This is a genomic window from Streptomyces sp. BE303 (genome assembly GCF_036290945.1).
GTDB lineage: Bacteria > Actinomycetota > Actinomycetes > Streptomycetales > Streptomycetaceae > Kitasatospora.
In genome coordinates, this window is the sequence record NZ_JAQYWZ010000343.1 from 25543 (window position 1) to 48815 (window position 23273).

22 protein-coding genes are annotated in these 23273 nt (G+C 75.5%); 9 read left to right on the forward strand and 13 right to left on the reverse strand.

Annotated features, from left to right (window positions below):
* Window positions 1–37: 37 nt before the first annotated feature.
* Both PUR56_RS04745 and PUR56_RS04750 read right to left on the reverse strand, forming a co-directional pair.
* Window positions 38–544, reverse strand: coding sequence for a hypothetical protein (locus PUR56_RS04745; RefSeq protein ID WP_329877340.1), 507 nt, complete (start codon window positions 542–544; stop codon window positions 38–40).
* A 237-nt stretch (window positions 545–781) separates the two neighbouring features.
* A complete protein-coding gene (locus PUR56_RS04750; RefSeq protein WP_329947962.1) occupies window positions 782–1363 on the reverse strand; it encodes a TetR/AcrR family transcriptional regulator in 582 nt (193 codons plus the stop codon).
* 222 nt (window positions 1364–1585) lie between these two features.
* Here PUR56_RS04750 and PUR56_RS04755 point away from each other — a divergent pair, with 222 nt between their 5' ends.
* Window positions 1586–1741 (forward strand): hypothetical protein, encoded by a 156-nt coding sequence (locus PUR56_RS04755; RefSeq protein ID WP_329947963.1) that lies wholly within the window; start codon window positions 1586–1588, stop codon window positions 1739–1741.
* A 51-nt stretch (window positions 1742–1792) separates the two neighbouring features.
* On the opposite strand, the gene PUR56_RS04760 is transcribed toward PUR56_RS04755, so the two are convergent.
* Complete coding sequence (locus PUR56_RS04760; RefSeq protein ID WP_329947964.1) at window positions 1793–3592, reverse strand: protein kinase domain-containing protein; 1800 nt, start codon at window positions 3590–3592, stop codon at window positions 1793–1795.
* 201 nt (window positions 3593–3793) lie between these two features.
* On the opposite strand from PUR56_RS04760, the gene PUR56_RS04765 reads away from it, so the two are divergent.
* The 6 genes from PUR56_RS04765 to PUR56_RS04790 all read left to right on the forward strand — a co-directional run bounded on the left by PUR56_RS04765 (window position 3794) and on the right by PUR56_RS04790 (window position 13478).
* Complete coding sequence (locus tag PUR56_RS04765; RefSeq protein WP_329947965.1) at window positions 3794–8551, forward strand: hypothetical protein; 4758 nt, start codon at window positions 3794–3796, stop codon at window positions 8549–8551.
* A gap of 142 nt (window positions 8552–8693) precedes the next feature.
* Window positions 8694–9119, forward strand: coding sequence for a hypothetical protein (locus PUR56_RS04770; RefSeq protein ID WP_329877350.1), 426 nt, complete (start codon window positions 8694–8696; stop codon window positions 9117–9119).
* A gap of 5 nt (window positions 9120–9124) precedes the next feature.
* Window positions 9125–9937: a nucleotide exchange factor GrpE gene (locus PUR56_RS04775; protein ID WP_329947966.1), complete on the forward strand. Its 813-nt coding sequence runs from the start codon at window positions 9125–9127 to the stop codon at window positions 9935–9937.
* Window positions 9938–9964: 27 nt separating this feature from the next.
* Window positions 9965–12529, forward strand: coding sequence for an Hsp70 family protein (locus PUR56_RS04780; protein ID WP_329947967.1), 2565 nt, complete (start codon window positions 9965–9967; stop codon window positions 12527–12529).
* Window positions 12526–12939, forward strand: a complete 414-nt coding sequence (locus PUR56_RS04785; protein ID WP_329947968.1) for a hypothetical protein — start codon at window positions 12526–12528, stop codon at window positions 12937–12939. Before PUR56_RS04780 ends, PUR56_RS04785 begins: the two co-directional genes overlap by 4 nt.
* A 269-nt stretch (window positions 12940–13208) precedes the next feature.
* Window positions 13209–13478 carry a hypothetical protein gene (locus PUR56_RS04790; protein ID WP_329877358.1) on the forward strand — a complete coding sequence of 90 codons (270 nt, stop codon included), beginning with the start codon at window positions 13209–13211 and terminating at the stop codon, window positions 13476–13478.
* Window positions 13479–13620: 142 nt separating this feature from the next.
* Here PUR56_RS04790 and PUR56_RS04795 read toward each other — a convergent pair whose 3' ends face one another.
* Both PUR56_RS04795 and PUR56_RS04800 read right to left on the reverse strand, forming a co-directional pair.
* Window positions 13621–13890: a hypothetical protein gene (locus tag PUR56_RS04795; protein ID WP_329877360.1), complete on the reverse strand. Its 270-nt coding sequence runs from the start codon at window positions 13888–13890 to the stop codon at window positions 13621–13623.
* Window positions 13891–14020: 130 nt separating this feature from the next.
* Entirely contained in the window at window positions 14021–15274 is a 1254-nt protein-coding gene (locus tag PUR56_RS04800; RefSeq protein WP_329947969.1) for an MFS transporter, read from the reverse strand.
* Window positions 15275–15390: 116 nt separating this feature from the next.
* Here PUR56_RS04800 and PUR56_RS04805 point away from each other — a divergent pair, with 116 nt between their 5' ends.
* Complete coding sequence (locus PUR56_RS04805) at window positions 15391–16467, forward strand: ArsR/SmtB family transcription factor (protein ID WP_329947970.1); 1077 nt, start codon at window positions 15391–15393, stop codon at window positions 16465–16467.
* A 61-nt stretch (window positions 16468–16528) separates the two neighbouring features.
* Window positions 16529–16744, forward strand: a complete 216-nt coding sequence (locus PUR56_RS04810) for a hypothetical protein (RefSeq protein WP_329947971.1) — start codon at window positions 16529–16531, stop codon at window positions 16742–16744.
* A gap of 159 nt (window positions 16745–16903) precedes the next feature.
* Here the strand turns inward: PUR56_RS04810 and PUR56_RS04815 are convergent, their stop codons facing one another.
* From PUR56_RS04815 to PUR56_RS43285, 8 genes are all read right to left on the reverse strand, one after another.
* Window positions 16904–18088 (reverse strand): alpha/beta hydrolase family protein, encoded by a 1185-nt coding sequence (locus tag PUR56_RS04815; RefSeq protein ID WP_329947972.1) that lies wholly within the window; start codon window positions 18086–18088, stop codon window positions 16904–16906.
* Window positions 18089–18231: 143 nt separating this feature from the next.
* On the reverse strand, window positions 18232–19224 hold the full coding sequence (locus PUR56_RS04820; RefSeq protein ID WP_329947973.1) for a serine/threonine dehydratase: 993 nt from the start codon (window positions 19222–19224) through the stop codon (window positions 18232–18234).
* Between the two features lie 149 nt (window positions 19225–19373).
* Window positions 19374–19739, reverse strand: a complete 366-nt coding sequence (locus PUR56_RS04825) for a hypothetical protein (RefSeq protein WP_329877372.1) — start codon at window positions 19737–19739, stop codon at window positions 19374–19376.
* Window positions 19740–19993: 254 nt separating this feature from the next.
* Window positions 19994–20641 carry an HAAS signaling domain-containing protein gene (locus tag PUR56_RS04830; RefSeq protein ID WP_329947974.1) on the reverse strand — a complete coding sequence of 216 codons (648 nt, stop codon included), beginning with the start codon at window positions 20639–20641 and terminating at the stop codon, window positions 19994–19996.
* Window positions 20638–21003, reverse strand: a complete 366-nt coding sequence (locus tag PUR56_RS04835; protein WP_329877377.1) for a PadR family transcriptional regulator — start codon at window positions 21001–21003, stop codon at window positions 20638–20640. Before PUR56_RS04835 ends, PUR56_RS04830 begins: the two co-directional genes overlap by 4 nt.
* 195 nt (window positions 21004–21198) lie before the next feature.
* A complete protein-coding gene (locus PUR56_RS04840; protein ID WP_329947975.1) occupies window positions 21199–21654 on the reverse strand; it encodes an SSI family serine proteinase inhibitor in 456 nt (151 codons plus the stop codon).
* Window positions 21655–21914: 260 nt separating this feature from the next.
* Window positions 21915–22961, reverse strand: a complete 1047-nt coding sequence (locus PUR56_RS04845) for a cytochrome P450 (RefSeq protein ID WP_329947976.1) — start codon at window positions 22959–22961, stop codon at window positions 21915–21917.
* A gap of 96 nt (window positions 22962–23057) precedes the next feature.
* On the reverse strand, window positions 23058–23174 hold the full coding sequence (locus PUR56_RS43285) for a tryptorubin family RiPP precursor (RefSeq protein ID WP_355405772.1): 117 nt from the start codon (window positions 23172–23174) through the stop codon (window positions 23058–23060).
* Window positions 23175–23273 lie beyond the last annotated feature (99 nt).

A 23273-nucleotide genomic window follows, 5' to 3' on the forward strand; every position in this document is an offset into this window, starting at 1 on the left:
GGCGCCGGCGCGGGGGAGGCCGGTCGGCGCCGCCCGGTCAGCCCCGGAGGTGGTCCGGGTCCGGCAGGTCGTCCGGGGCGTCGGCGTCCGGCGCCGGCGGCGGGGAGAGCAGGACCGGCCAGGCGTCGTCGCCGGCGAGCACCTCGTCGAGGGTGCGGTCCGGTGCGGCCGTGAAGACGGCGGTTCCGGTGTCGGCGGCCCGCGCGTACAGCGCGGGGTCCACCGCCGTCTCGGCGCGCAGCACCAGCGTCGCCTCCGGGACGATCGGCGAGCGCGCCGGGAAGTCCGCCGGGTCGGCCCCGATCTGCTCCAGCGTGAACGGGTAGACGGCGACCTCGACGGCCAGCCGGTCCCCGTCGAGGGCGTGTTCCGCCCACCCGTCGGTCGGGAGCAGGAAGAGCGCGCCGTCCCCCTCGTGCCCGTACCAGCCCAGTTTCGCGACGGCCTGCTCGCCGGGCGGGCCTTCCGGGTCGACGAGCAGCGCCACCACGGGCGCGTCCGGGTCGTCGGGGTTGATGCCGGTACGGACATGCAGCCGGGCCACGGGTGACCTCCGATGAGCGGAACGGGCTGGGGAGCGGGGCGTGGAGCGGTGGAGTGCGAATCTACGGCCTGCCGGGACGGGCGCCGGCGCCGGGTGGGAGCGCGGCACTCTTTTGTCATGTTCGCGACTACGTTGCCGACTATAGCTTTCCCGGCCCGGGACCGGCAGGTGAACCCCGTACTCCGGATCGCCGGGGTGGCGGCCGGGCGGGTCGGGGGCGTCGACGGCGTCGCCGGTTCAGGGGGTGTGCGGCCGGGGGTGGACCGTGTCGAGGAGGAGGGCGAGGAGGCGGTCGGGGGTGGGGGTTCCGGCCGGGGCGGGCCGCGAGGCGGGGCGGGCGGTGGTGAGGGCGATGCCGAGAGCGAGCAGGAGGAGTTCGGGGGCCGAGAGGTCGGGGCGGGCGGTGCCGGACCGCTGGGCGTGGGTGAGGACGGCGGCTCCGGCGTTCCTGATGTCCTCGTGGCAGTTGGCGTTGAGGGTGTCGGGGGCTTCGAGGAAGAGCGCGCTGGCGAGGCCGTGGTAGGCGAGGTTGTGGGCGATGAAGGCGCGGAGCCATTCGGCGAGGGCCTCGTCGGCGGGCCGGGTCTCGATCAGGTGGTCGGCGTGGGCGCAGAGGCGTTCGATGCGTTCGTGCAGCACGGCGGCCAGCAGTGCGGACCGGGTGGGGAAGTGCCGGTAGAGGGTGCCCGGGCCGACGCCGGCCCGCCGGGCGATGTCGTTGAGCGAGGCGTCGGCGCCCGCCTCGGCGAAGGCCTCGTGGGCGGCGTCGAGGAGGCGTTCGCGGTTGCGTCGGGCGTCGGTGCGCTGGGTCGTGGGCATCGGCGGGTTCTGGTCTCCAAGGGGCGGGCGGTCGGCGGGTCGGGGGTCGGGGCCGGCGTCCCGGCCCTGGGTGGGTGGTCAAGCGGAGAGGTTCTCCGTATCGTAGGTCCGGGGGAAACGGAGAGGCTCTCCGGATGTGTCCCCGGTCGGGTCGTGCCCGTTCGGGCCCTCCCGTAGGCCCTGCGCCGGGACGGCGCGCTCGCGAGGAATCGAGGAGCCCTGATGACGCACGACACGGCCTGGGACGTCGCGGACACCCCCGACGCCCCCGACGCCCGCGCGGTCCCGGGCACCGGTGGCACGGGGGACCGCCGGGACGCTCGGATCCGCTGCGACCGCCGTGTCCGCCGTCGCTCCCCGGGCGGCACCGGGCAGTAGCTCCGGGGCGCACCGGGCGGGGCCGCCCGGGGCCGGGTCCTCGTGGGGGGCTCAGTCCTCCCCGCCCTGGCCGGGGAGCGTGACCGGCTGCCAGCGGTAGCCGGAGTCCTCGTGCCAGCAATGGAGTTCGCCCTCCACCACGGCGGCCAGGCAGAGCCGCCAGTCGTCGCCGACGGCCAGTGCGACCTGGGTGGCCGGGCGCAGCGTCGGCCGCCACCAGCGGGGGCGGCGGGAGCTGCCGACGGCCGGCAGGCGCAGCCGTACGCCGCCCTCGCCGGCCAGGGCGACGGTCGGGCCGCCGCGGTGTCCGGCCATCGCGACGTCGAGCGCCGGTTCGCCGTCGCCGATCTCGCTCGCCGCCCCGGCCGGGTCGGCGCCGTGCAGTTGGACCGAGCCGTCCCGGCGCAGTGCGGCGGCCTGCGGGCCGGCCGAGGAGCGGGCGAGCGCCCCGGCCCGCACCGGGCCGGGGCGGCCCAGCGGCTCGGGCCGTTCCTCCGCCCCCACCCGCCAGCGCAGCAGCCGTTCCCGGTGTTCGACGAGGAGCAGCCAGACGCCCGGCCGTTCCTCCATGGCGGCCAGGACGCGGTCGGCAGGGCAGCCGGCCAGCTCCTGGCCGGTCAGGGTGAGGCCGGGCGCCCAGCGGTACGAGCGCAGGGTGCCGCCGGAGGCCGTCCACACGGCCAGCTCGCCGGCCGAGTTGACCGCCCCGGCGAGCCCGCCGACACCGCGGGCGGCCTCCCACCAGCCCGCCGCGTTGCCGACCCAGAGGGTGCCGGTCTGGTCCTCGGCGAACACCACGAGTTCGGCCTGCGGCCCGGCCCAGCCGCAGACCAGGGTGCGGACGGCGCGCGGCCCGGGGCCGGGCAGGGGCCGGTGCCCGGCGAGGCCCGGGCCGGCGAACACCACCCCGTCGGCGCCGCCGGCGACCAGCAGCGGCCGACCGGCCGCGTCCGGCAGGACGGCCAGGCAGGAGGTGCGCGGCATCGTCCGGTGGGCGCGCAGGAGTTCGCGTCCGCGCGCGGCCCACGGACCGAGCGGGGCGGGCCGGCGGTCCGGTTCGCGGGCGAGCGGTTCACAGGCCCACTGGGCGAGGTCCTCGCCGAACCCGGCGGCCAGCAGCTCGCTCCGGGCCTGGTCGGCGGCGAGCCGGTGGTCGAGCCGTCCGTGCTCGGGCAGCAGCAGGGTCCGGGCCAGGGTCCCGACGGCGAACAGGTCCTTGGCGGTGGTCGGGAACCCGCCGACCCGCTCGGCCTCCGGCGGGACGTGCCCGGGGGTGAACACCGCGACGGTGAGTGCGTGGTCGAGCGGCGCGAGGAAGGTGAGGTCGATGAGCTTGACCTGGCCCTCGCCGTCGACCAGGACGTTGGCGGGGGAGATGTCCCGGTGCACCCAGCGCTTGCGGTGCAACTCGTCGACGATCAGGCAGAGCCGGGCCAGCACCTCGGCCGCGGCGGGCAGTCCGCCGCGGTTGGTGCGGGCCCAGGTGTGCAGCGGCACGCCCTCGACCCAGGGCGAGATCTGGTAGCCGAGCAGTCCGCCGGTCGGCCGGCTGCCCGGCCGGTGCGGGGAGGGGCCGAGCAGGAAGCTGGGCACCACCAGGTCGTTGACGCCCAGTCGGTGGGCGTTGTGCGAGACGTCGTCCCAGCGTCCGAGCCAGCGACGCACCTCGGAGGGGTCGCGCTCCAGCATGATCTTCGCGGCGACCAGCTCCTTGAGGCCGCTGTGGCCGGTGCGGACGGCCCGCCAGACCTCGGCCTCGCCGCCCCGGTGGTGGAACTCCAGGAGTTCGTACTGCTCGGGGTCGAACTCCGGCCCGAACCGGAGCCCGGGAACCCAACGCGACTGTGACACTCGACCCCCGACCGACGACCGGCACCGACTCGCCGTCGGTCTTTCGCGGAACTCAGGATAGTGCTCTTTTCTGTTCGTCCGCCCTGAAGAGGGCCTATCCTGATGGCCACCGAGCAACATCATGAAGAGCCGTCAACTCGTGATCGACAGAAGGATGTTGATCATGAACTGGGCGGATTCCGGACTGCAGGGGGACAGTGCATGGCGCAGCTCGTGGTGCTGCTGCTGGTCGTGGCGGCACTGGCAGGCGCGGGCGGCACCGTCCTCGTCCGCCGCCGACAGGCCCATGACCCGGCATCGGTGGCGACGGCGCTCAGCCGGGCCGCCGCCCAGCTCGCGGCCGGCAAGCCGCAGCGTGCCCGCCGCCGGTACGCCCGGCTGGCCAAGCGGCTGGCGGCGGCGCCCGAGGCGCTCCGGCCCCAGCGCGGCCTCGCCCTGCTCGGACAGGCCGAGGCGGCCACCGCGGCCGGGGACGCCGCGGCCACGTCCGCGCTGCACCGCGAGGCGTTCCCCCTGCTGTCCGACCCGGCCCGGCAGCTCCCCCGGTGGAGCCTGCGGCGGATGGCCGAGGAACGGATGCAGGCCCCGGACGGTGAACTCGGGCCGCTGCTCGCCTTCCTCCGGGCGATGGAACCGGCGGCGGCCGGGGCGGCCGTGCGCGGGACCGCAGACGGGACCGCCGACGGGACCGACCCGGTCACCGAGCCGGTCGCCGGACCGGTCACCGGCCGGGGCGTCACGCAGAACGGTGTGCAGGGCGGCGTGCGGACCGGCGTGCCCGGCGCCGTTCCGGACACCGGGCGGGGGCTCGACCTGACGGCCGAGGCGGGCGCCGACGCCGCGACGGCCGCCCTGGCCCTGGACTGGCTGCAACGTCTCTGCCGGGAGGGCACACCCGAGTGGCGGGAGACCGCGACCGCCCAGGCGATGGCCGCCCTCCCGAACCGGGAGTGGCCGGTGCTGGCCCGTGCCGCGCTGCTGCGCGCACTGGCCGACCGGGCGGCCGAGACCGAACCGCTGCTCGCCGCCGCCGCCCCCGGTGGCAGCGGCGAACTCTGGTTCCGCTGGGGCACCCAGCTCTACGCCCTGCACCAGGACACCCCGGCCGTGGCCGCCCTCGACGAGGCGCTGCGACGCGGTCCGGGCGAGACCTCCCCGTGGTCCCGGGGCACCGCCCTGCGGGCCGAGATCCTGCTCTTCCGCGGCCTCGCCCAGCAGCGCCTGGGCGACACCGGGGCGGCCTGGGCCGACCTCAACGCCGCCGCCACCGAGGCCCCCGCGGACCCGCGCCCCCGGTACGCGCTCGGGCGGCTCGCCCTGCTGCTCGGCGCCGACGACCGCGCCCAGGAACAGTTCGCCGCCGCGCTGGCCGCCCGGCCCTCGTTCGCCCCCGCCCGGCTCGGACTCGCCCTGGTGCACGAACGCGCCGGGCACCCGGCCGAGGCCGCCGTCGACTACCAGGCGGCGCTCGCCCTCACGCCCGGCTGGCGCCCCGCGCGGGTCAGGCTCGGCGCGGCGCTGCTCGCGGCCGGACGGACGGCGGAGGCGGAACCGCTGCTGCGCGCCGAGTCCGGGACGGACTCCCGCTGGGGACAGATCGCCGCCTTCCACCACGGCCTGGCCCTGGCCCGGACCGGCGACCCGGCCGGTGCGCTCGAACGCTGGGAGCCCCTGCGCGCGGCCGACCTGCTGGACCGGCTGGCGCTGCTGCGCGACCGGCTGGCCCGTGAGCGGCTCGCCACCGACCCGGTGGCGGCCCGCGAGCTGTGGCAGCGGGCCGCCGCGGACGACCCGGCCGCACCCGGCTACCCGGTGGCGCTGGCCGAGGCCGCGTTGCGCGAGGCCGCCCACCTGCTGGTCACCGGACGGGACCGGGCCGAGGACCGGGACCGGGCCGGCGCCGCGCTCGACCTGGCCGACTCGCTGCCGGTGGAGGCGCTCCCGGCGCCCCGGTCCGGCGGGGCCTCCCCCGAGGGGGCCTCCGTCGGTGGGGCGCCGCCGGCCGGACCGGCGACGCCCCGGACGGGCACGGTCGTGCTGGGGCCGCCCCCGGCGACGGGCCCGGCTCCGGGCTCCGGTCCGTCGGGACGGCAGGCCGAAGCGCCGCTGGTCCTCGGACGGGTCCTGCCGCAGGCGGACCCGACCGGCGCGCCGGCCCCGGTCGGGGCGGCGGCGGGCACCGGGCCCGCGACACCGGCGCCCGCGTTCACCCCCGCGCCCGGTGTCGCCCTGCTGCGGCGGAACCGGCTGCGGGCCGCGCTGGCCCTGGCCGAGGGCTCGGCCGAGCGGACGGGCGGCCTGCTGGAGGCCGCCGCCGCACCGCGCGACCGCTACCACCTGGCCGCCGTCGCCCTGCTGACGGGCCGCCCGGTCCAGACGATCGCCCTGCTCGCGCCGCTCGAACCCGACCCGGCCGGCGACCCGGGCGTCGCCCGGCTCCGGGCGCTGCTCGCCGAACGGGCCGGCAACTGGTCCGGTGCGCTGGAGTGGCACCGGCACTTCCTCTCGGCGCCGGCCGCCCCCGGCGCCCGGTCCGAGCCGGACACCCGGTCCGGCCCCGCCGTCCCCGCGGCCCGGTCCGCTGCCGTCTCCGGGACCGTACCCGGCCCCCGGTCCGCGTCCGCCACGGATCCCGACCCCGCGGGCCCGCCGTCCGGCACCTGCACCACCTGCGAAGCCCCCGCGACCGCGACCTGCGGCGGCTGCGGCCGGGAGGGCTGCGCCGCACACCTGCACCGGCCCGGCTCCGCCGCCTCGCCGCGGTGCGTCCACTGCGCGGCCCCCGCGCTGCGCGCGGTGTTGGACTGCGCCCGCCGGGCCGGACTCCCCGAACAGGCCGAGGACGTGCTCGCGGACTGGGCCGAGGCGCTCGGCGACAGCCCCGCCGCCGCACCCGTCCGGTTCGACCTCGCGTTGCTGCGCGCCGAACTCGGGCTGCTGGACGCCGCCCTGGCCCAGCTCCCGGACACGGCCGGCCGGGAGCGCGCGGCCGTGCTGGTCCGCCGGGCGGCGGCCGCGCTGGAGGCGGGGGAGGCGGGCCGGGCCGCCGCGGACCTGCGCCGGGCGCTGGAGCCGGTACCGGACCACCCGCAGGCCGCCGCCGCCCTCGGCCTGCTGGCCGAGCACGAGGCCCGGCAGCACGCGGTGGACGGCCGGCACCGGGAGGCCTGGGAGGGCTACCGGGCGCTGCTGCTCAAGGATCCCGCCCACCCCCGGCTGCTCCACGCGCTGGGCCTGGCCGGCTACCGGCTCGCCGCGCCCGGCGCCGTGTCCGCGTCGGTGTCCGCGTCCGGGGCCGGGTCCACCACCGAGGGGGCGGGGAGCGCGGCCCCCGGCGGCGCCGCCCCGCTCGCCGACGAGCAGCTCTGGGCCTGGACCGTCGGCTGCCTGACCGCGGCCCTGCACCTGCCCGACCTCTGGGCGGAGGCCGCCCGGGTCACCGGCCGCCCGGCCGAGGAGCAGCGCGTCGCCGCCGCCCGGACCGCGCTCCTCGACCGGCTCCGTACGGACCTGCGCGAGCTGGACGTGACCCGCGGCCGAAGCGGCGACGAGCTGGACGCCTGGACCGTGCGCCTCGGTATGGAGACGCACTGCGCCGCCGCCTTCGCGGGGGAGGACGCGCGGATCACCCTGCCGGACCGCCCGCTCCGGCGCCTCGTGATCGGCCCCCTGCTCCACCGGGAACTCTGCGACGAGCCCGGGATCCCCTTGTGGGAGCGGCAGTTCAACCGTGCGGTGCGGGCCTGGCGGGGTGAGGAGAACCACCCGCTCGGCCAGTCGCTCGGCCTGTTCGACGAGCTCGGCCCGCAGCGCTACCTGCTGCTCCAGGGACGCCAGTCCGCCGCCGTCAGCGCCCTGGACGCGATAGCCGGCGGCGATCGCGGCGAAGCCTGGCGCGACCTGCTGACCGAGGCACTGGTCGGCCAGGCCCGGGAGCACCACCGGCACCAGGAGTGGCGTGAGGCGCTGGACTGCCTGGCCCGGGTCCGGACCGTCCCGGGCGTCGAACTCCCCTCGGACGTCGCCGACATCGCCGCCGAGTCCGGCGTGCGCGCGGCCCGCGCCCTGCTCAAGGCCAGCGACGACGACCAGGAAGGGGCGGCGAAGCTGCTGGAACAGGCGCTGGAGCTGGCTCCGGACCACCCCGAGGTGCGCGGCGACCTCGGCGCGACCTACGCCCAGTGGGCCCGCAAGATCAACAACGAGAACAAGGACTACTTCCGCGCCCTGGCGCTGCTCCGCAAGGGCATGGCCCTCGCCCCCGAGGACCCGACGGCCCGGCACTTCCTGGAGGCCGTGCTCGGCAACCGGGCCGGCGCCCTGACCGAGGCCGACGCCCCGGAGGCCGACCTGCTGGAGGCGGCCGAGCTCTGGAAGGAGCTGCACGCGCTCAACCCGGACGCCGACCACCTGCTCGGCTACGTCTTCGTGATGCGCCACCTGGCCCGTCACGCCGCGATGGCCGACAAGGCCGCCCTCGCCGTCAGCCGGATGACCGCGGCCCTGGAGGCCGATCCGGAGTGGACGGGTGAGACCGGGCACGAGTCGCGCCGCAGGGTCTCGGTGATGCTGGCCAACCACATGCTCGACGACATGACCGGCCGCCCGTTCTCCGAGCGCGCCGCGATCCTCCGCAAGGCGCGGTCGTTCGACGACTCCGTCGACATCCGCCAGCTGATGGTCGGGGTCTGGCGCAGCGAGGCGGCCGACCTGTTCGAGGCCACGCGCTACCTGGAGTCCACCAGACTGCTGGAGCAGGCGCTGGAGTTCTCCCCCTCGCAGGAGGAGACGGCCAAGCTCCACCGGGAGCTCGGCGTCGTGTACGGCAGCTACGCCGTCGCCCGGGCCAACCTGCGGGAGTTCCGGCAGGCCCGGGAGCTGGTCAAGACGGCCGTCCAGTACTGCCCCGACGACCGGGAGCTGAAGAAGCTCCAGAAGAAGATCAGCTCGCTCTACTGAGGCCACCACCCCCGCCGTCCGGTGGCCGGGGCCGCCCGGTCACCCGGGGCCCCGGCCGCCGGGGCGACCGGTCGGCCCGGCCCGGCCGTCAGACGCGGCCCGGCCGTCCGCCCGGAGGAAAGAAGGAGAGACGACCCTCGCCATGCCACTGCACGAACCGTCACCGTACGAGGTCCTGGGCGTCCCGCTCTCGGCCGGCGTGCGCGAGATCAACCTCGCCGTAGGGCCCGCCATGCGGGCCGGCCGCTTCAGCCGTCAGCAGATCCAGGAGGCCGCGGCGCAGCTCCGCAACCCGGACCGGCGGCTGGAACTCGACCTCCAACAACCGCTCCCGCCCGAGCCGGTGGACCAGGCGGCCGGCCTGCTGGCACCCGCGCTGAACGAACCCCTGCTGGTGATCGACCGGCCGCCGCTGCCGCCCGTCTCCTCGCTGCTCGTGCTGCACGGGGCCGAGCTGGCCGCGGACTTCGCCGAGCCCGCCCCGGCCGGGGTCGACCCCGAGCCCGCCGTCCCCGCCCGCTTCGCCGCCGACCTGTCGGTGCTGCCGCAGATCGAGATCCCGGAGTGAACCACGTGACGACGCCCGAGCCGCGCAAGCCGCTGGAGGTCCCGCAGCGGGCCCTGGAGGTCGACCTGCCCCAGGCCTTCGGCCAACTGCTCTTCCGGGCCTCGATGCTGCAGCGCCGCCGGGCCGAGGAGGCCCAGGCGGCCAAGGCCGCCCAGCGGGAGCTGATCGCAGCCCTGGTGGAGGTGGACGACGCGCTGGCGTCGCTGGGGCTGGACCGTGAACTGGTGCTCCTGGGCCGGGGCGGCGGCATCGAGGCCACCCGCCGCCGGCTGCTGGGCAAGCTCGCCAAGGCCGGGGTGCGGCCGATGCGGCTGGACGGGCTCGCGGCGGACCCGGCGCTGACCGAGATCGTGGGCAGCGAGCCGAGGCGCGGCGTGGAGCCGGAGACGGTGGTGGAGACCGTCGTCACCGGCTTCTTCTGGGGGGACGAGGTGCTGCGCCGGGCCCAGGTCGTGGTGGCCGCGCACGTGCCCGCGCCGGCGGAGCACGTGCCGTGGGAGCCGGGGCCGGGCTCCGGGCAGGGGCCCGCGGCCGGTACCGGGGCCGGTACCGGCGTCGATGCGGACGACGACACCGTGTACGTGCCGCAGCCTGCCGCCGGGACCGCCGGCGCCGACCCGCTCGCCGACCCGCGCGTCGCCGGACCCGCCGGACCCGCCGGACCCGCCGCCGCAACCGGCGCCGCCGCGGTCGAACCGCCGGCCGCCGAACGGACGTCTCCCGAACCGCCGGCCGCCCCCGAGCAGGCGAGGCGGACCCGGACCGGGAGCACCAGAGGTGGTCCGGCGGCCAACCGGCGCAAGCGGAAGAAGCGTTAGGAACACGAGGGGCAAGAGGGGAACGACATGTACCGCACACTCGGTATCGACTTGGGCACCACCAACTCCGTGGTGGCCCACCTGCGCCGCGGCGAGCCGGAGATCGTCTTCAACCGGCAGAACCAGGAGGCCACACCCTCCGTCGTCGGCCGCGGCCGCAAGGGGGAACTGCTGGTCGGTTCCACCGCCCGCAGCCGCCTCGCCCTCGACGGCGAGAACGTGATCCGTTCGGTCAAGCGCTTCATGGGGCGGAAGTTCAAGGACCCCCAGGTCCAGGCCGCCCTCGGCGAGCTGGACTACCGGGTCACCGCGGGCGCCGACGGCGACGTCAACGTCTGGTTCGACGGCCGTTCCTACACCCCGATCGAGATCTCCGCGATCATCCTGCACCGGCTCAAGGAGGACGCCGAGCAGCGGTTCGGCGAGCCCTTCCACCGGGCCGTCATCACCGTCCCCGCCTACTTCGGCGAGCGCCAGGTCGCGGCCACCCAGGAGGCGGGCCGGATGGCCGGCCTGCACGTGCTGCGGGTCATCAACGAACCCACGGCCGCCGCCCTCGCCTACGGGATCACGGCCGAGGCCGGGGTCGACGGCCGGACCGTCCTCGTCTACGACCTCGGCGGCGGCACCTTCGACATCTCGATCCTGCTGCTGGTGCCCGGCTCGGTGTCGGTCCTCGGCATCGAGGGCGACAACCTGCTCGGCGGCGACGACTTCGACCGCGCCATCACCACCGCGCTGCTGGAGGACATCAGGGCCGAGTACGGCTCCGACTACCAGCCCGACCTGCGGGACCGGCCCAAGATCGCGTCCACGGCGGAGACCGTCAAGATCGAACTGTCCCACCAGGAAGCCTCGGAGGTCATCCTGCCAGGCCTCGGCGCCGGTCAGCTGGTGCTGGAGACGGAGTTCGAACGGGCCCGCTTCGAGGAGCTGATCGAGGCCCAGATCGAGCGCACCATCGAACTGACCCACAAGGCCATCATGCAGGCCAACCTCACCGTCGGGGACATCGACGAGGTGCTGCTGGTCGGCGGCTCCACCTCGATCCCGCTGGTGGCGCGCCGGCTGGGCGAGGTGTTCGGGCCCCGGCGGGTCCGCCGCGGCGTCAACCCGATGCAGTGCGTGGCGCTCGGCGCGGCCGTCCAGTCCGCGCTGGTCGGCGAGGTGGAGTGCCCGGAGTGCCGGGCCCCCGCGGACCTGGCCGCCTCGGCCTGCTCCAACTGCGCGACCTCGCTGCTGGGCGGCGACCGGATCTCCTGCCCCGGCTGCCACGTCCCGGTGGACACCGCGGCCTCCGAATGCCCCAAGTGCGGTCAGGAAATGGCGGGTTCGGCCGGCGGTGCGGCCCCGCAGCCGTCCCGGGCCGCCACCGTCGTCCGGAGCGACAACTGCCCCCGCTGCGGCACCCCGGCGGCCCCCGGCGTCACCTCCTGCGAACTCTGCGGGGAGGCGCTGAACTCCGCCGCCCCGGGGAACACCCGGGTGGGCCCGTCCGCCGCCGAGGACATGGGCCTGCGCTGCGCATCCTGCGGCATCGTCAACCCGCCCGGCGTCGAGGTGTGTACGGGCTGCGGCGAGCTGATGCAGGTCACCAACCCCTTCGACATCACCCCGAAGAACCTCGGCATCGAGCTCAACGACGGCCGTCTCGCCGTCATCATCCCCAAGAACACCAGCTACCCGACGAGTTCGCCGGTCAGCCGGCAGTTCGTGGTCTCCGGCAGTGGGCGCCAGCGGCTGGAGGTCGCCGTCTACGAGGGCGAGCACGAGACCGCCCAGCGGAACGAGCTGATCGGGCACCTGACCCTGCGCCTGCCGGCCGGACTCGGTGGCCGTACCCCGATCGACGTCTCCTTCGGCCTCGACCGGGACCGCACCATCACGCTCTCGGTACGCATCCAGGGCGGCGGCGAGAAGACGGTCAAGCTGGAACGCGTCACCCTCGACCCGGAGTTGAAGGTCCAGGTGGAGGAGCAGCAGCGGCAGATCGAGAGCTTCACCGACCGCTGGGGCACCGAGCTCACCGAGGCCGAGATGCGCGACGCGCAGCGGCTGATGGACACCCTCGACGACCTGGCCGCCGGCCAGAGCCGTGGCCAGTCGGTGGACGAGGCCCTGGAGCGGGCCCAGCGCCAGCTCAAGGCCCAGCGCTGGGTGCGCGGTTCGGAGGCGTACCTGAGCCTGTTCCTGCACTACTGCGAGAAGCACCTCGATCCGAGCGACCTGGACCGGCTCCGTTCGGTGGCCGCGGAGCTGCGGCTGCGCCGGGAGGCGGCCGACTGGGAGGGCGCGATGGCCGCCGCCGCCCGCGCGGACGAGCTGTGCGACTCGCTCGGGCACACCTTCCGGATGCTCACCATGTGCAACGTCTACGTCAACCAGAACCTGGTCTCGCCGGCCCTGGCCCAGCGGATCATGGCGGAGCTGCGCGGCCTGGACTCGGCGGTCGAGTCGGCCAACATGGAGGCGGCGAACCGGCACACCTCGGCCCTGCTGCAGCTGTACGCGGAGGCGCAGCGCGAGATGGGCAGCGAGCCGACGGCCGAGTCGCTCGGCCCGGTCCGCCCGGAGGAGGCGGGGCCGCGATGAGCGAGGCATCCGTGGACGGGGGGCGTGCGGGCGGGGCATCCGTGGACGGGGAGCGTGCGGGCGGGGCGCCGGTGAGTGACGCGTGGCCGGGTGAGGGCCCGCCCGGCGACGGGCCGGCGGACACGGTCGCGCCGATCGAGGTGCCCTGCCCGCAGTGCGCCGTCCCCGCCGATCCGGAGACCCTGCGCTGCCCCTCCTGCCGGGAGGACCTGGCGGCCCTGGTGAGGCTGCGCTACGCCGGGCGGATCGACTACAACGAGGCGCTGGAGCTGGCCCGGTCCGGCGACGGCCCCTCCGCGCTGGTGCTGCTGCGGCGGGCGCTGGCGGTGGAGCCGGACCTGCACCCGGCCCGCGAGTTGTTCACGGCCGTCTCGGCCCGGCTCGCGGCGGCCCGCCGTCCGGCGGACTAACGCTCCGGCAGCCCGCTTCCGAGTCCGTCCGGCCCGTGGCCCACCCCCTCGCGGAGGGGGTGGGCCACGGGTTTTTCGGCCGCCGTCCCGGTCCTGTTGCGGGTTCGCGGGAATTCGGGAATCAATTCCGAGTGGCGCCGGGGCGTTGTTTTCCGTGTTTCGTGAATTCCCTTTCGGGGCGACCGCACGTGTGGTTAACCTGCTTGCAGGTCGAGTTTCTCGCAACGAATTCGGCGTTGCGCATGACAGAAACCGTTCGAGGGGGTTCCGTGACCGCGAATATCTCCGTCCCGTCGTCGATCATCAAGCGACTGCTCAACACCGGCGTGGGCGAGGCCGTGTCCGCCTACTGCGACAACAAGGCCTGCCGGCAGGTGACCGACCAGGTCAGGATCAGCAACGCCAGGGCCTTCGGGGCCAAGCCCGGCACCTTCAGCGAGGTCGTCAACCGGATCGGCGCCGACTGGAATCCCATTTTCAACCTCATCGCCGGCCAGCCGACGATCTGCCGGAAGTGCGGTTCGGTCAACTGGGACTGACCCGTGAAAAGAAGCCGCGGCGGTCCGCCCCTCCGGGACCGGAGGAGGGGCGGACCGCCGCGGCGTTCGGCGGGGCGCGGCCGCGTCACCGAGGCGGTGTCACCGGGGTTCGCGCCACCGGGGCCGGGCCGCCGGGGTGGTGCTACCGCGCACGGGCCGCGGAGGCCGCCTTGCGCTGGTGGATCAGCAGGCCGACGAAGCCGGCCATGAACCCGCTGATCAGGCCGGACACGGCGTGGTTGACGGCGTTCGCCGTCTCGTCGTCCGGGGTGCCGACGATCAGGTAGTTGGCGGCCGCGCTCATCACCGCTCCGATCACGCCGCCGATGACACCGCTGACCAGGGAGGTCCGCACGACACCCGGTGTTCCGGCGTCGCGAATGTCGGTGTTGGTGGTGCTGGGCGCGGTCATGTCGGCCTCCTGGCACGGTCGCTGGGTACGGGCCCGTGGTGTCGGGCGCATGTGGGGCACAGTCTGTCAGGAACCTCCGTGAGCGGAACCCCCTGTTCCACCCGGTGAGAACGGAGGTGCCCGGCCGTGATCAGGCCGGCCGGGTCGGCGTGGCGTCGGCCGGAGCGGTCGCGCCGGCGGCGGTTCCGGGGCCGGCGGCCCGCCCGGCCGAGGTCCGGTCCCGGCGCGGCGGCAGCAGGTGACGGGCCAGGGCGAGGGCCGCGAGTACCGCGACGAGCGTGCACACGCCCGGCCAGCCCGCCCGGTCGTGCGCACGCAGCCCGAGCCAGGACCCGGCGCTGCCGCCCAGGTAGGCGCAGCTCATGTAGGCGGTGTTGAGCCTGCCCCGGGCGTCGGGATCGAGCGCGTACACCCGGGTCTTGTTGGCCACCATGCCCGACTGCATCGCCACGTCCAGCACCAGCGTGCCGACCACCAGGGCCGTCATGCCCGCCGCGCCGCCCCACCCGCCCGCGGCGAGCACCCCGGCGGAGGCGAGGGTCCCGACCAGGCAGACCAGGTTCACCGGGTCCGGCCCCCGACGGTCCGCCAGACGCCCGGCGAGCGGGGTGCAGACCATGGTCGCCGCACCGACCAGGGCGAGCAGGCCCACCGCCTGGGCGCCGAGCCCGTACGCCGGGCCGGTGAGCAGCAGCGGCAGGCACGTCCAGGCGGCCGAGAACCCCGCGAAGACCGTGGCCTGGTAGAAGCACGAGCGGCGCAGCTCCGGTTCGGTGCGCAGCAGGCGCAGCGGTTCGGCCAGCAGCGCGGGGTACGGCCGGTGCGGGGCCGGCGGGGCGGCTCCGGCCGGCAGGACGCGGGCCAGGACGGCGGCGAGGAGCAGGACCACGGTGCCGGCCGCCAGGTACGGGGCGCGCCAGCCCAGCCACTCGCCGAGCGTCCCGCCGAAGGTGCGGGCCAGCAGCATGCCGCCGATCGACCCGCTCATCAGGGTGCCGACGACCGACCCGCGCCGGTCGGCGGGCACCAGTCCGGCCGCCATCGGCGAGATGATCTGCGCGGCCACCGTGGTGACGCCGATGACGGCGCTCAGGGCGACGAGTGCGGGGAGGACCGGGGCGCAGCCGGCGGCGAGCAGGGCGATGCCGGTGAGGCCGAGCAGGGTGACGAGGAGCGACCGGTTCGGGAGCCGGTCGCCGAGCGGGACCAGCAGGAAGATCCCGACCGTGTAACCGATCTGGGTGGCGGTCACCACGAGGGCGGCGGCGTCGGTCGGCTCGCCCAGGCCGTCGGCGACCAACGGGGTGATCGCCTGCGGGAAGTAGAGGGTGCCCACGCCGACGGCGCAGGTCAGCGACAGGAGCAGGAGAAGCCGGCGGCTCACCTCAAACCACCGCCCCGAGCGGGGCGTTGGGGCGCTGCGTCCGGGTTGCCAGGTGTGTCATACCCGAAGTGCACGGCATCCCCGCGCCGCCGCCAACCGATGTAGCGTGGGGCTCAATGATCAGCTTCGGGTTGGGCGTCGAGGATCTCGCGGACACCCGTTTCGCGCTCTCGCCCCTGCACGAGACCGTGCTCAGCCTCCGGGTCCTGCGCGAGCCGGGGCTCTCCGCGCTGCACCTGCCGTGGCGGCGGGCCGTCCTCGGCCGCCTCGGCGCGCTCGACACCCGTCTGCTGCTCTCCCTGGTCGCCGTGCGGCGCACCGTGCCGGACTTCCTGACGCCGCGCCCGGTGGTCTTCGCCCCGGCCTTCGAGGACGAACTGGCCGCCGTCCGCCGGACCGCCCCCGAGGTGGTCCGCCGCGACCTGCTGGCCACCCACGCACCGGACCCGCTGCCCGCGCCCCTGCTCGCGGCCGCCGGCGACGCCGCCGACGCGCCGGTCGCCGGCCTCCGCGACGACATCTGCGAACTCCTCGGCCGGTACTGGGAGATCGCCGTCCGGCCGGTGTGGCCGCAGATGCGGCTGGTGCTGGAGGCCGACATGACCTACCGCGCGCGCCGGCTCGCCCTCGGCGGGGCCAGGCTGCTCTTCGCCGACATGCACCCGAACCTGCGGTGGCACGAAGGGGCCCTGCACATCGCCGACATGATCAGCCACCACCACGTCGCCGCGTCCGGCCGCGGTCTGCTCCTCGTGCCGTCCGTCTTCGCCCACAAGCCGGCGCCCCCGGTCGGTCCGGACGAGGCGCCGACGCTCGCCTACCCGAGCCGGGGCGTGGCGACGCTCTGGCTCCGGCCGCCGGCCCCGGACTCCGCCGCGCTGGTGGCGCTCCTCGGCGCGCCCAAGGCCCGGCTGCTCGGCCTCCTGGACGAGCCCCTGCCCACCGTCGAGATCGCCCGCCGCCTCCGGGTCACCCCGAGCGCCGTCTCCCAGCACCTCCGCGTCCTGCACGCCACGGGCCTGCTGACCCGTGCCCGCGACGGCCGCCAGGTGCTCTACCGCCGCAGCGCGCTGGGCGACGGGTTGACCGGCGCGGCAGGCGAGGCGGATGTGGCGGATGAGGCGCGGACGGGTGCGGCGGGGTTGGCGGGCGTGGCCGAGTCGCGGAACGGGAAGACGCGGCCGGAAGCGTGAGGCGTTTCCGCCGCGGTCTGGGAGTATCGCCGGCACCGTGCGAGTACGAAGGTGGGAAGGCATGATCGGTCTGGTGCTGCTGGGGATCCTGGTGGTGGTCGTCGGCGGGTGCGCGTGCGTGGTGTGGGCGGAGCGCGGCGGGCCTCGCTGGGCGCGTCGGGTGGCCGCCGTGACGCTCGGCGCCGGTGAGTTGGTGCGCCGGTCCGGGCGGAACCGGCGGCGGGGCGGGAGGGGGATCACGGCCGACCGGGGCGGTGACGGAGGCGACGGGGAGTGACCCGGCCGCCGGGCCGGGCGCAGGCGTCGGGCCCGGAGCTGCCCCTCACCCGCGCGAGGCTCACGGGGAGGCGACGGCCCGTTCCAGCAGGCCCCGGAGGGGCGCCCTGTTCCTCCGGCCTGGGGTGCCCGCCGCAGGCAGGCACCCCAGGCCCGTGCCTCAGGGGCGGTGGAACACGACCTCCGGGTCGGCCGCGGTCGGGCCGTCCAGCCGGGGCGACGCGAGGCCGCGCAGGTGCAGGTCGAAGAACGCGCCGACGTAGCCCCGGGTGATCTGGTGCGAGCGGGTGCCCGAGAGCGGGGTCTCCGGGTGCGGGTAGCCGGCCGAGTCGCCGAGCACCGGCCAGTCGGTGAAGGCGGGATGGCCCGCCCCGGTGACGGTCAGCCAGCGCTTCCAGCCGTCCAGCCGGGGCCAGGTGTCCTCCCAGGACGTGTCGGGGAAGTCCGGCGGCAGCAGGGCGGGGTCACCGGCGAGCATCAGGAAGGGGCGAGCGCCGAGGCCCGCCTCGGGGACCGGGGTGAAGAACGTCCCGTCCATGTTCACGCCCGCGTCCACCCGCGGGTCCGTGGCCATGGTGGCCGAGGCCGCCGCGCCGCCGATGGAGTGACCGGCCATGCCGATGTGCCGGGCGTCGATCAGCCAGGAGTACCGCCACGCCGGGTGCGGGCCGGTCAGCCGGTCCAGGACGAAGGAGGCGTCGCGGGCCCGGCCGTCGGACACCCGGTGCAGCGAGCCGTCGGGGAACACCTGCTCGCACGCCTTGCAGGTGAGTACCCGTCCGCCCGGGAAGACGGTGCCGTCCGACTCGTAGGCGTGGTCGACCGCGGCCACCACGTAGCCGCGGCTCGCGAGGTCCTCGGCCAGGCTGGTCAGTGCGGCGCGCGGCATGGTGAAACCGGGGGAGAGCACGACCAGCGGGTAGCGGTGGGCGGAGATCCGGGGCACCGCGTCGGTGCGGGCGTGGGTGCGGGTCGCGGCCACGCGCTCGGGGGTGGTGTACTCGCCGAGCTGTCCCCGGTCGGTGAGCAGGGCCTTGGCCTCGGCGACGGCCATGTAGGGGGCGGGGGATCCGGTGCGGGCGACCGCCGGGTAGTAGAGCGACAGCATCAGCTCCCGGTCCTCGGTGGGTACCCAGGGGTCCTTGCGGCTCCGGTCGACCAGGTGGAGGGTGTCCCGTCCGACGGCGAGGTCGCCGGTGGGGCGCGGGAGTTCGAGCCGGGCCGGGCTTCCGGCCGGGCTCTCCGACGGGCCGGTGGCGGCGGTGGCCGGGGCCGCGACGACACCGGGGGCGGCCAGGATCAGGCCGACGGTGACGGCCGCTAACGTGCGGATGATCTTCTTCATGGATCGCATCCTAGAGAACATAGGCAAGGCTTACCTAAATTTTCCGGAAGGCGACAGGGGGGAGGGGTGCGCACCCGCCCCGTCCGGGCGCACACCCCTCGGCCCCGCGTGCCGATCCGACGTGAACTGCCGGACAGGCGTTGCTACGTGACCGGACCGTCGGTCCCGTCCCGCTCGTCGTCGGTGAGGGTGCGGAGGTCGGTGTTGGCGCCGCAGAGGATGACGCAGACCTTCTCGCCGTCCTCGGGCCGGTAGGCGGCGGTGCCGGGGCCGGCGGCCGGGTCGGAGGCGGCGGGCAGGGCCGCGAGCGCGGTGGCGGCGGCGTGCTCGACCGCGAGGCGGTGGTCGTCCCACAGGGCCCGGCGGGCCCGGACGATCCCGCCGTCCGGCACGAGCACCGGGCGGACGTCGCCCCGGCGGGCGGCCTGCACGGCCAGGGAGGTGGCGCGGCGGGCGCCGAGCGAGTCGGAGGCGACCGAGTCGACGGTGACGTCCACCGGCGCGCCGGCCGCGATCGCGGCGTCCAGCGCGCGGCAGTTCTCCGGCTCGACCGCCACGGTGCGGACGCCGTGCTGCCGGGCGGCGGTCGCCACCCCGGCGAATAGCCCGCCGCCGCCGACCGCGACCACCACCGTGTCCAGGTCCGGGATCCGCTGCTTGATCTCCTCCATCAGCGTGCCCGCCCCGGCGGCGATCAGCGGGTGGTCGTAGGCGTGGCTGGCGAGCGCACCCGAGGCGGCGGCGAACTCCTCGCAGGCCGCCAGCGCCTCGGCGTACTCCGTACCGACGAGCCGGACGTCGGCCTCGTACGAGCGGAGCCGGGCGACCTTCACGCGCGGCGCGTTGGCGGGCAGGAAGACGGTGGCCCGCACGCCCTGGCGGAGGGCGGACCAGGCGCAGGCCAGGCCGGCGTTGCCGCCGGAGGCGATGGTGACCCCCGCGTCGGGGAGGGTGCCGGCCTCGCGGTGGGCCCGGAGGAAGTTCTGCGCGCCCCGCGCCTTGAACGAGCCGGTGTGCTGGAGGTGCTCCAGCGCCAGCCACACCCCGTCCGGCCCCGGGGCTATCGCGACCGGGCGCACGTGCCCCGCGATCCGGTCGGCGGCGGACTTGATGTCGTCGTACGAAAGGTCGTGCACGTCGCTGCTCCTGTGGGGAAACGGTCGGCCGGTGGCGGGGGGATCGGGTCCAGCCTCGCAGCCGCCGCGGCGTCGGGGAAATCCGGTGCCGGTGCCGGTGCCGGTGCCGGTGCTGTGCCCTGTCCCGCCGGGCCCTGTCGTCCCCGGGGCTACCGCTCGGCGGTGGCCGTGTCCGCGAGGCGCTGGAGGCGGAGGGTGGCCGCGCCCCAGATCCACGCCGCGGAGAGCGGGACCGTCAGGACCGTGAGGCCGACCGCCCCGCGGATGCGCCCGTCGATGACGCGGGCGCAGCGCTCGCGGGAGTAGGTGCGCGGGGAGTCGTCGACGAGCGCCGGCGACCCGCAGCCGGTCGAGCTGCTACTGCCCGCCGCGACCGGAAGGAAGGCGAGGCCGATCGCCCAGATCCACCCGACGACCGCCAGTACCCCGAGGAGGTTCACGCCCCAGCGGTGGCGGCGGTGGGCGTTCCGCCACGCCCGCTCGTCGTGGTCCTGCAGAAGCTCCGCTACCGCCATGGCCTCCCCTGTCCCCGGTGTGGTGGAAGGGAAGAGCATTCCACAGGCCGTGATCGCGGCGGCAGTCGGGCGGGTCCTGAAGGGCCGCGCCCCCGGGCGGTTCGGCCGGTGGCCCGGTCGGTGCCGTGCCGGACGACCTGACCGAGCTCCGCCGCGCCGATGACCACGTCGTCCGCGTCCACCGGCTGCACCGGTTCGCCCGCGGGGGCCGCGTCGGCGGGCGGGCGCGGCAGCGGTGGTGGGGCGGCCGGGGGTCAGACGGTCACGGCACTGCCGCTGCTGCCGCCGCCGCTTCGGCCGGTGTCGGCGCGGAGGAGGGCGGCGGAGCGGGCCAGCCGGATCACGGCGATGCCGGGCAGGCAGGCGCCGACCAGGCAGGCGGCGAGGACGGCGAGCGGGCCCAGGCCGATCGAGGACATCGAGAGGGCGCCCGCGACCAGGGGCGTGACCAGGACCGGTGAGAGCAGCAGCAGGGTCGCCTGCCTCTTCTCCCGGCGGTCCCACTGGGGGGACCGCCAGATCCTGACCAGGGCGGTGACGGCGGCAGCCGTCGCGAGGACGGGCCCGACGGCCGGGACGACCAGCAGCGGCAGCGAGAGGAGGACGAGGCCGAGCGTGAGGTGGGTGCGGACGGCGCTCTCCGGCTCGGGCCGCCCCTGGCCCTCCTCGGCGAGAGCGGCGCCGGCCACCTCCTGCGGGCGGCCCAGCCGGTCGAGGACCTGCCGCACCGCACCGTCGTCGACGGGGCCGTGGCCGTGGCCGTGCTCGGCGAGCGCGACCTCGACGTGCTCGCGCAGGTCGGCCAGGAGTTCGCGGCGGCGCTCGGCGGGCAACGCGCTGGTGCGGCGGGTGATCTCGTCGAGGTAGGCCAGGACCAGCGGGTGCTCCATCGGGGTGTTCATGACTGCTCTCCCGGGGTGAGGACGTGGTCGACGGCCGTGCGGAAGTCGGGCCACAGGGTGGCGAACTCCTCCAGCGCGCTCCGGCCGGCGGGGGTGAGGGTGTAGTAGCGGCGCGACGGGCCGGTGGCCGAGTCGCGGAGGAAGGTGTCGGCCAGGCCGGTGCGGCGCAGCCGGGACAGCAGGGGGTAGATCGTGCCCTGGCTGGTCGCCAGCATCGGGAACCGGCCGAGCTCCTGGAGCAGCTCGACGCCGTAGCGCGGGCCGTCCCGGAGCAGGGCCAGCACGCAGTACTCCAGCACTCCCTTGCGCAGCTGGGTGGCCACCGACCCGTCGGCTGCGCCGGCCCCGTCAGGGTCTGTCATACCAGGTACCATGCACAGCAAGATAGCAGGCGAAGCAAGGATCCGCAGGTGGGTGACGCGGTCCCGGGGGACGGAGGGGCCCGGCGGAGGGGCCGGGGCGGGTTCGGTCCGGGGCCGGGGGAGACGTGCGGCGGCCCCGGCCCCGCCCGTGGCGGGCGTGGGCCGGGGCCGTCGAGGGAGGGTCCGCCCGCCGGGTCAGAAGGCGAAGACGGCGCCGGTGGTGTGGGCCAGGGTGCAACGGTTGCCGTAGGTGCGCCGGAAGGAGAGCGGCCGGCCCCGGTACGTGCCGGAGGCGGTGACGGTGTACGGGTCGTACTCGGCGGTGCAGATGCCGGGGTCGACGTCGAGGCGGTCGAGATCGCCGTCGACCGCGTCGACGAGGCGGCACGCCGTGGCCGGGTCCGGATGGGTGGTGGCGCTGCCGGGCGGGCACTCCAGGGTGGCGAGGCGCGGGGTGCCGGCGACGGGGGTCGCGCCGTGGGTGACGGTCAGACGGAGGCTGGTGACGGCTTCGACATCGGCTGCGGCGGCGGCTCCGGTGTCGACTTCGGCGGCGGTCGCGGTCGTCGTCGCGGTCACGGCGGCAGCGGTGAGGCCTACGGACAGCAGGACGGCCGCGACGGCGGCGGAGGCGGAGGCTCGGGTCTTCACACCCCGGGAAACGAGCGTGTGCGGACGTTGGTAACCCCTGGCCCGGCGTGCGTGGCCCGCGATCCGGCGCGCAGTCCCGTGCGCAGTCCCGTGCGCAGTCCCGTGCGCAGTCCCGGTGCGCAGTCCTGGTGCGAAGCCTCGGGGTGCGCCTTCGGCGTGCGGCCCGGGGCAGGACGGGCCGGAGGGGCGGGAGTTCACGGTCGGCCGGGTGGCGCCCCGGCGCAGGACCGGGGATCGGATCGGATCAGGTCCGGACCGGGTCAGCGGCGGACCATCCGGACGCCGGAGACCTCCAGCAGGCCGTCCAGTTCGACCTTCCCGACGGTCTGGTCGGGGCTCACCACGAGCCCGTCGCGGCGGACGATGTCGAGGAGGCGTTCCGCCAGCGGCAGCACCATGTGCCGCCCCCAGCAGCGCTCGTTGGCGTGCCCGAACGGGAGGTACCCGGGGTGGCTCTCGGGGTCGAGCTCGGCCCACCGCTGCGGGCGGAACTCGTCGGGGGCGTCCCAGAGTCGGGGGTCGCGGTGACTCAGCAGCGGGAGCATCAGGATGTCGTCCCGCACCCCGATCCGGTCGTCCAGGGCGTGGAACTCGGGGGAGGCCACCCGGAGAATGTTCCAGGAGGGGGGCAGCAGCCGCAGCGTCTCCCACAGGATGTCCCGGTTCGGTACGTCGTCGTCGAACGGGGAACCCAGCCAGACCGCGTTCGTGACGAGTGCCGCCACGGTGAAGCAGATCGGAGCGGCGACCCGCCGGTACAAATACATGGCGTAGCGCCGGTCGGCGTACGAATCGGCCTCCATCACCCGGGCCGCCAGATGGGAGAGCGGGATTTCCGTCCCGGGCTTTCCGAGCATGGCGGTGCCCGCCGCGACGGCCATCCAGGTCAGTTTGGGCGTGAGTTCCAGCTTTCGGTCCACGAGGATTCTGAAACGCAGGCTCTCCCGACCGAAGACGAGGTCCCGGAGGTGGACGTGGGGGGCGTGCGGCCACCTCCCCGTGAGGTCGTCCGTCTCGTCCAGGGGCTTCTTCAGCGCGGCCCGGACGTCGGACGACACGGCCTGCATGAGGGCCGACGCGTCCGTCCGGCCGATCTGCCTCCCCAGGACGGGCTTGAAGGTGGGCCGCTCCTCGGGGTTGGCCGGCCTGGCGCGGAGCAGGCCGTCCAACAGGTCGGCGCCGGCGACCCCGACGGTGTCGCGCTCCAGGCGGAAGAGGTCCGCCCCGCGGTGCGTGCGGAGGAGTTCTTCGATCCGCGGTGCGAAGACGGTGACCCGGGCGTTTCTTCCCGTGCTGGACAGGGACATCGGTTGCACTCCAGGGGTGAGCGGCCGGCTCGTGAACGGATCGTGCCCGGCGGGTTCGAGTCCGCCGGGCACGAATCAGGAAGGGGGGCCGAACGGTCAGATCCAGCGGTACCAGGCGTAGGCCTTCAGGCTCTTCTCCGGCATGGCCTTCCTCACGAAATGCACGAGCTTCATGGAAAATCCCTTCGACAGCCGGCGAACCGGGCGATTCATGGAACGGTGCTCGACGGGTCGCGGTGGAAAGCCCTGCGGATCCCGTGGAATCCGAGGCCCGCTTCCCGTCGCCCAGAAGTGAATCTTCGTCGGGATTTA

Bases quoted from the DNA above. Each gene is read 5' to 3' on its own strand.
- PUR56_RS04770 (WP_329877350.1), top strand. From the start codon at position 8,694: ATGCCACTGCACGAACCGTCACCGTACGAGGTCCTGGGCGTCCCGCTC.
- PUR56_RS04845 (WP_329947976.1), bottom strand. From the start codon at position 22,961: ATGTCCCTGTCCAGCACGGGAAGAAACGCCCGGGTCACCGTCTTCGCA.
- PUR56_RS04805 (WP_329947970.1), top strand. From the start codon at position 15,391: ATGATCAGCTTCGGGTTGGGCGTCGAGGATCTCGCGGACACCCGTTTC.
- PUR56_RS04785 (WP_329947968.1), top strand. From the start codon at position 12,526: ATGAGCGAGGCATCCGTGGACGGGGGGCGTGCGGGCGGGGCATCCGTG.
- PUR56_RS43285 (WP_355405772.1), bottom strand. From the start codon at position 23,174: ATGAATCGCCCGGTTCGCCGGCTGTCGAAGGGATTTTCCATGAAGCTC.
- PUR56_RS04825 (WP_329877372.1), bottom strand. From the start codon at position 19,739: ATGGCGGTAGCGGAGCTTCTGCAGGACCACGACGAGCGGGCGTGGCGG.
- PUR56_RS04750 (WP_329947962.1), bottom strand. From the start codon at position 1,363: ATGCCCACGACCCAGCGCACCGACGCCCGACGCAACCGCGAACGCCTC.
- PUR56_RS04815 (WP_329947972.1), bottom strand. From the start codon at position 18,088: ATGAAGAAGATCATCCGCACGTTAGCGGCCGTCACCGTCGGCCTGATC.
- PUR56_RS04780 (WP_329947967.1), top strand. From the start codon at position 9,965: ATGTACCGCACACTCGGTATCGACTTGGGCACCACCAACTCCGTGGTG.
- PUR56_RS04755 (WP_329947963.1), top strand. From the start codon at position 1,586: ATGACGCACGACACGGCCTGGGACGTCGCGGACACCCCCGACGCCCCC.
- PUR56_RS04795 (WP_329877360.1), bottom strand. From the start codon at position 13,890: ATGACCGCGCCCAGCACCACCAACACCGACATTCGCGACGCCGGAACA.
- PUR56_RS04810 (WP_329947971.1), top strand. From the start codon at position 16,529: ATGATCGGTCTGGTGCTGCTGGGGATCCTGGTGGTGGTCGTCGGCGGG.
- PUR56_RS04830 (WP_329947974.1), bottom strand. From the start codon at position 20,641: ATGAACACCCCGATGGAGCACCCGCTGGTCCTGGCCTACCTCGACGAG.
- PUR56_RS04835 (WP_329877377.1), bottom strand. From the start codon at position 21,003: ATGACAGACCCTGACGGGGCCGGCGCAGCCGACGGGTCGGTGGCCACC.
- PUR56_RS04765 (WP_329947965.1), top strand. From the start codon at position 3,794: ATGGCGCAGCTCGTGGTGCTGCTGCTGGTCGTGGCGGCACTGGCAGGC.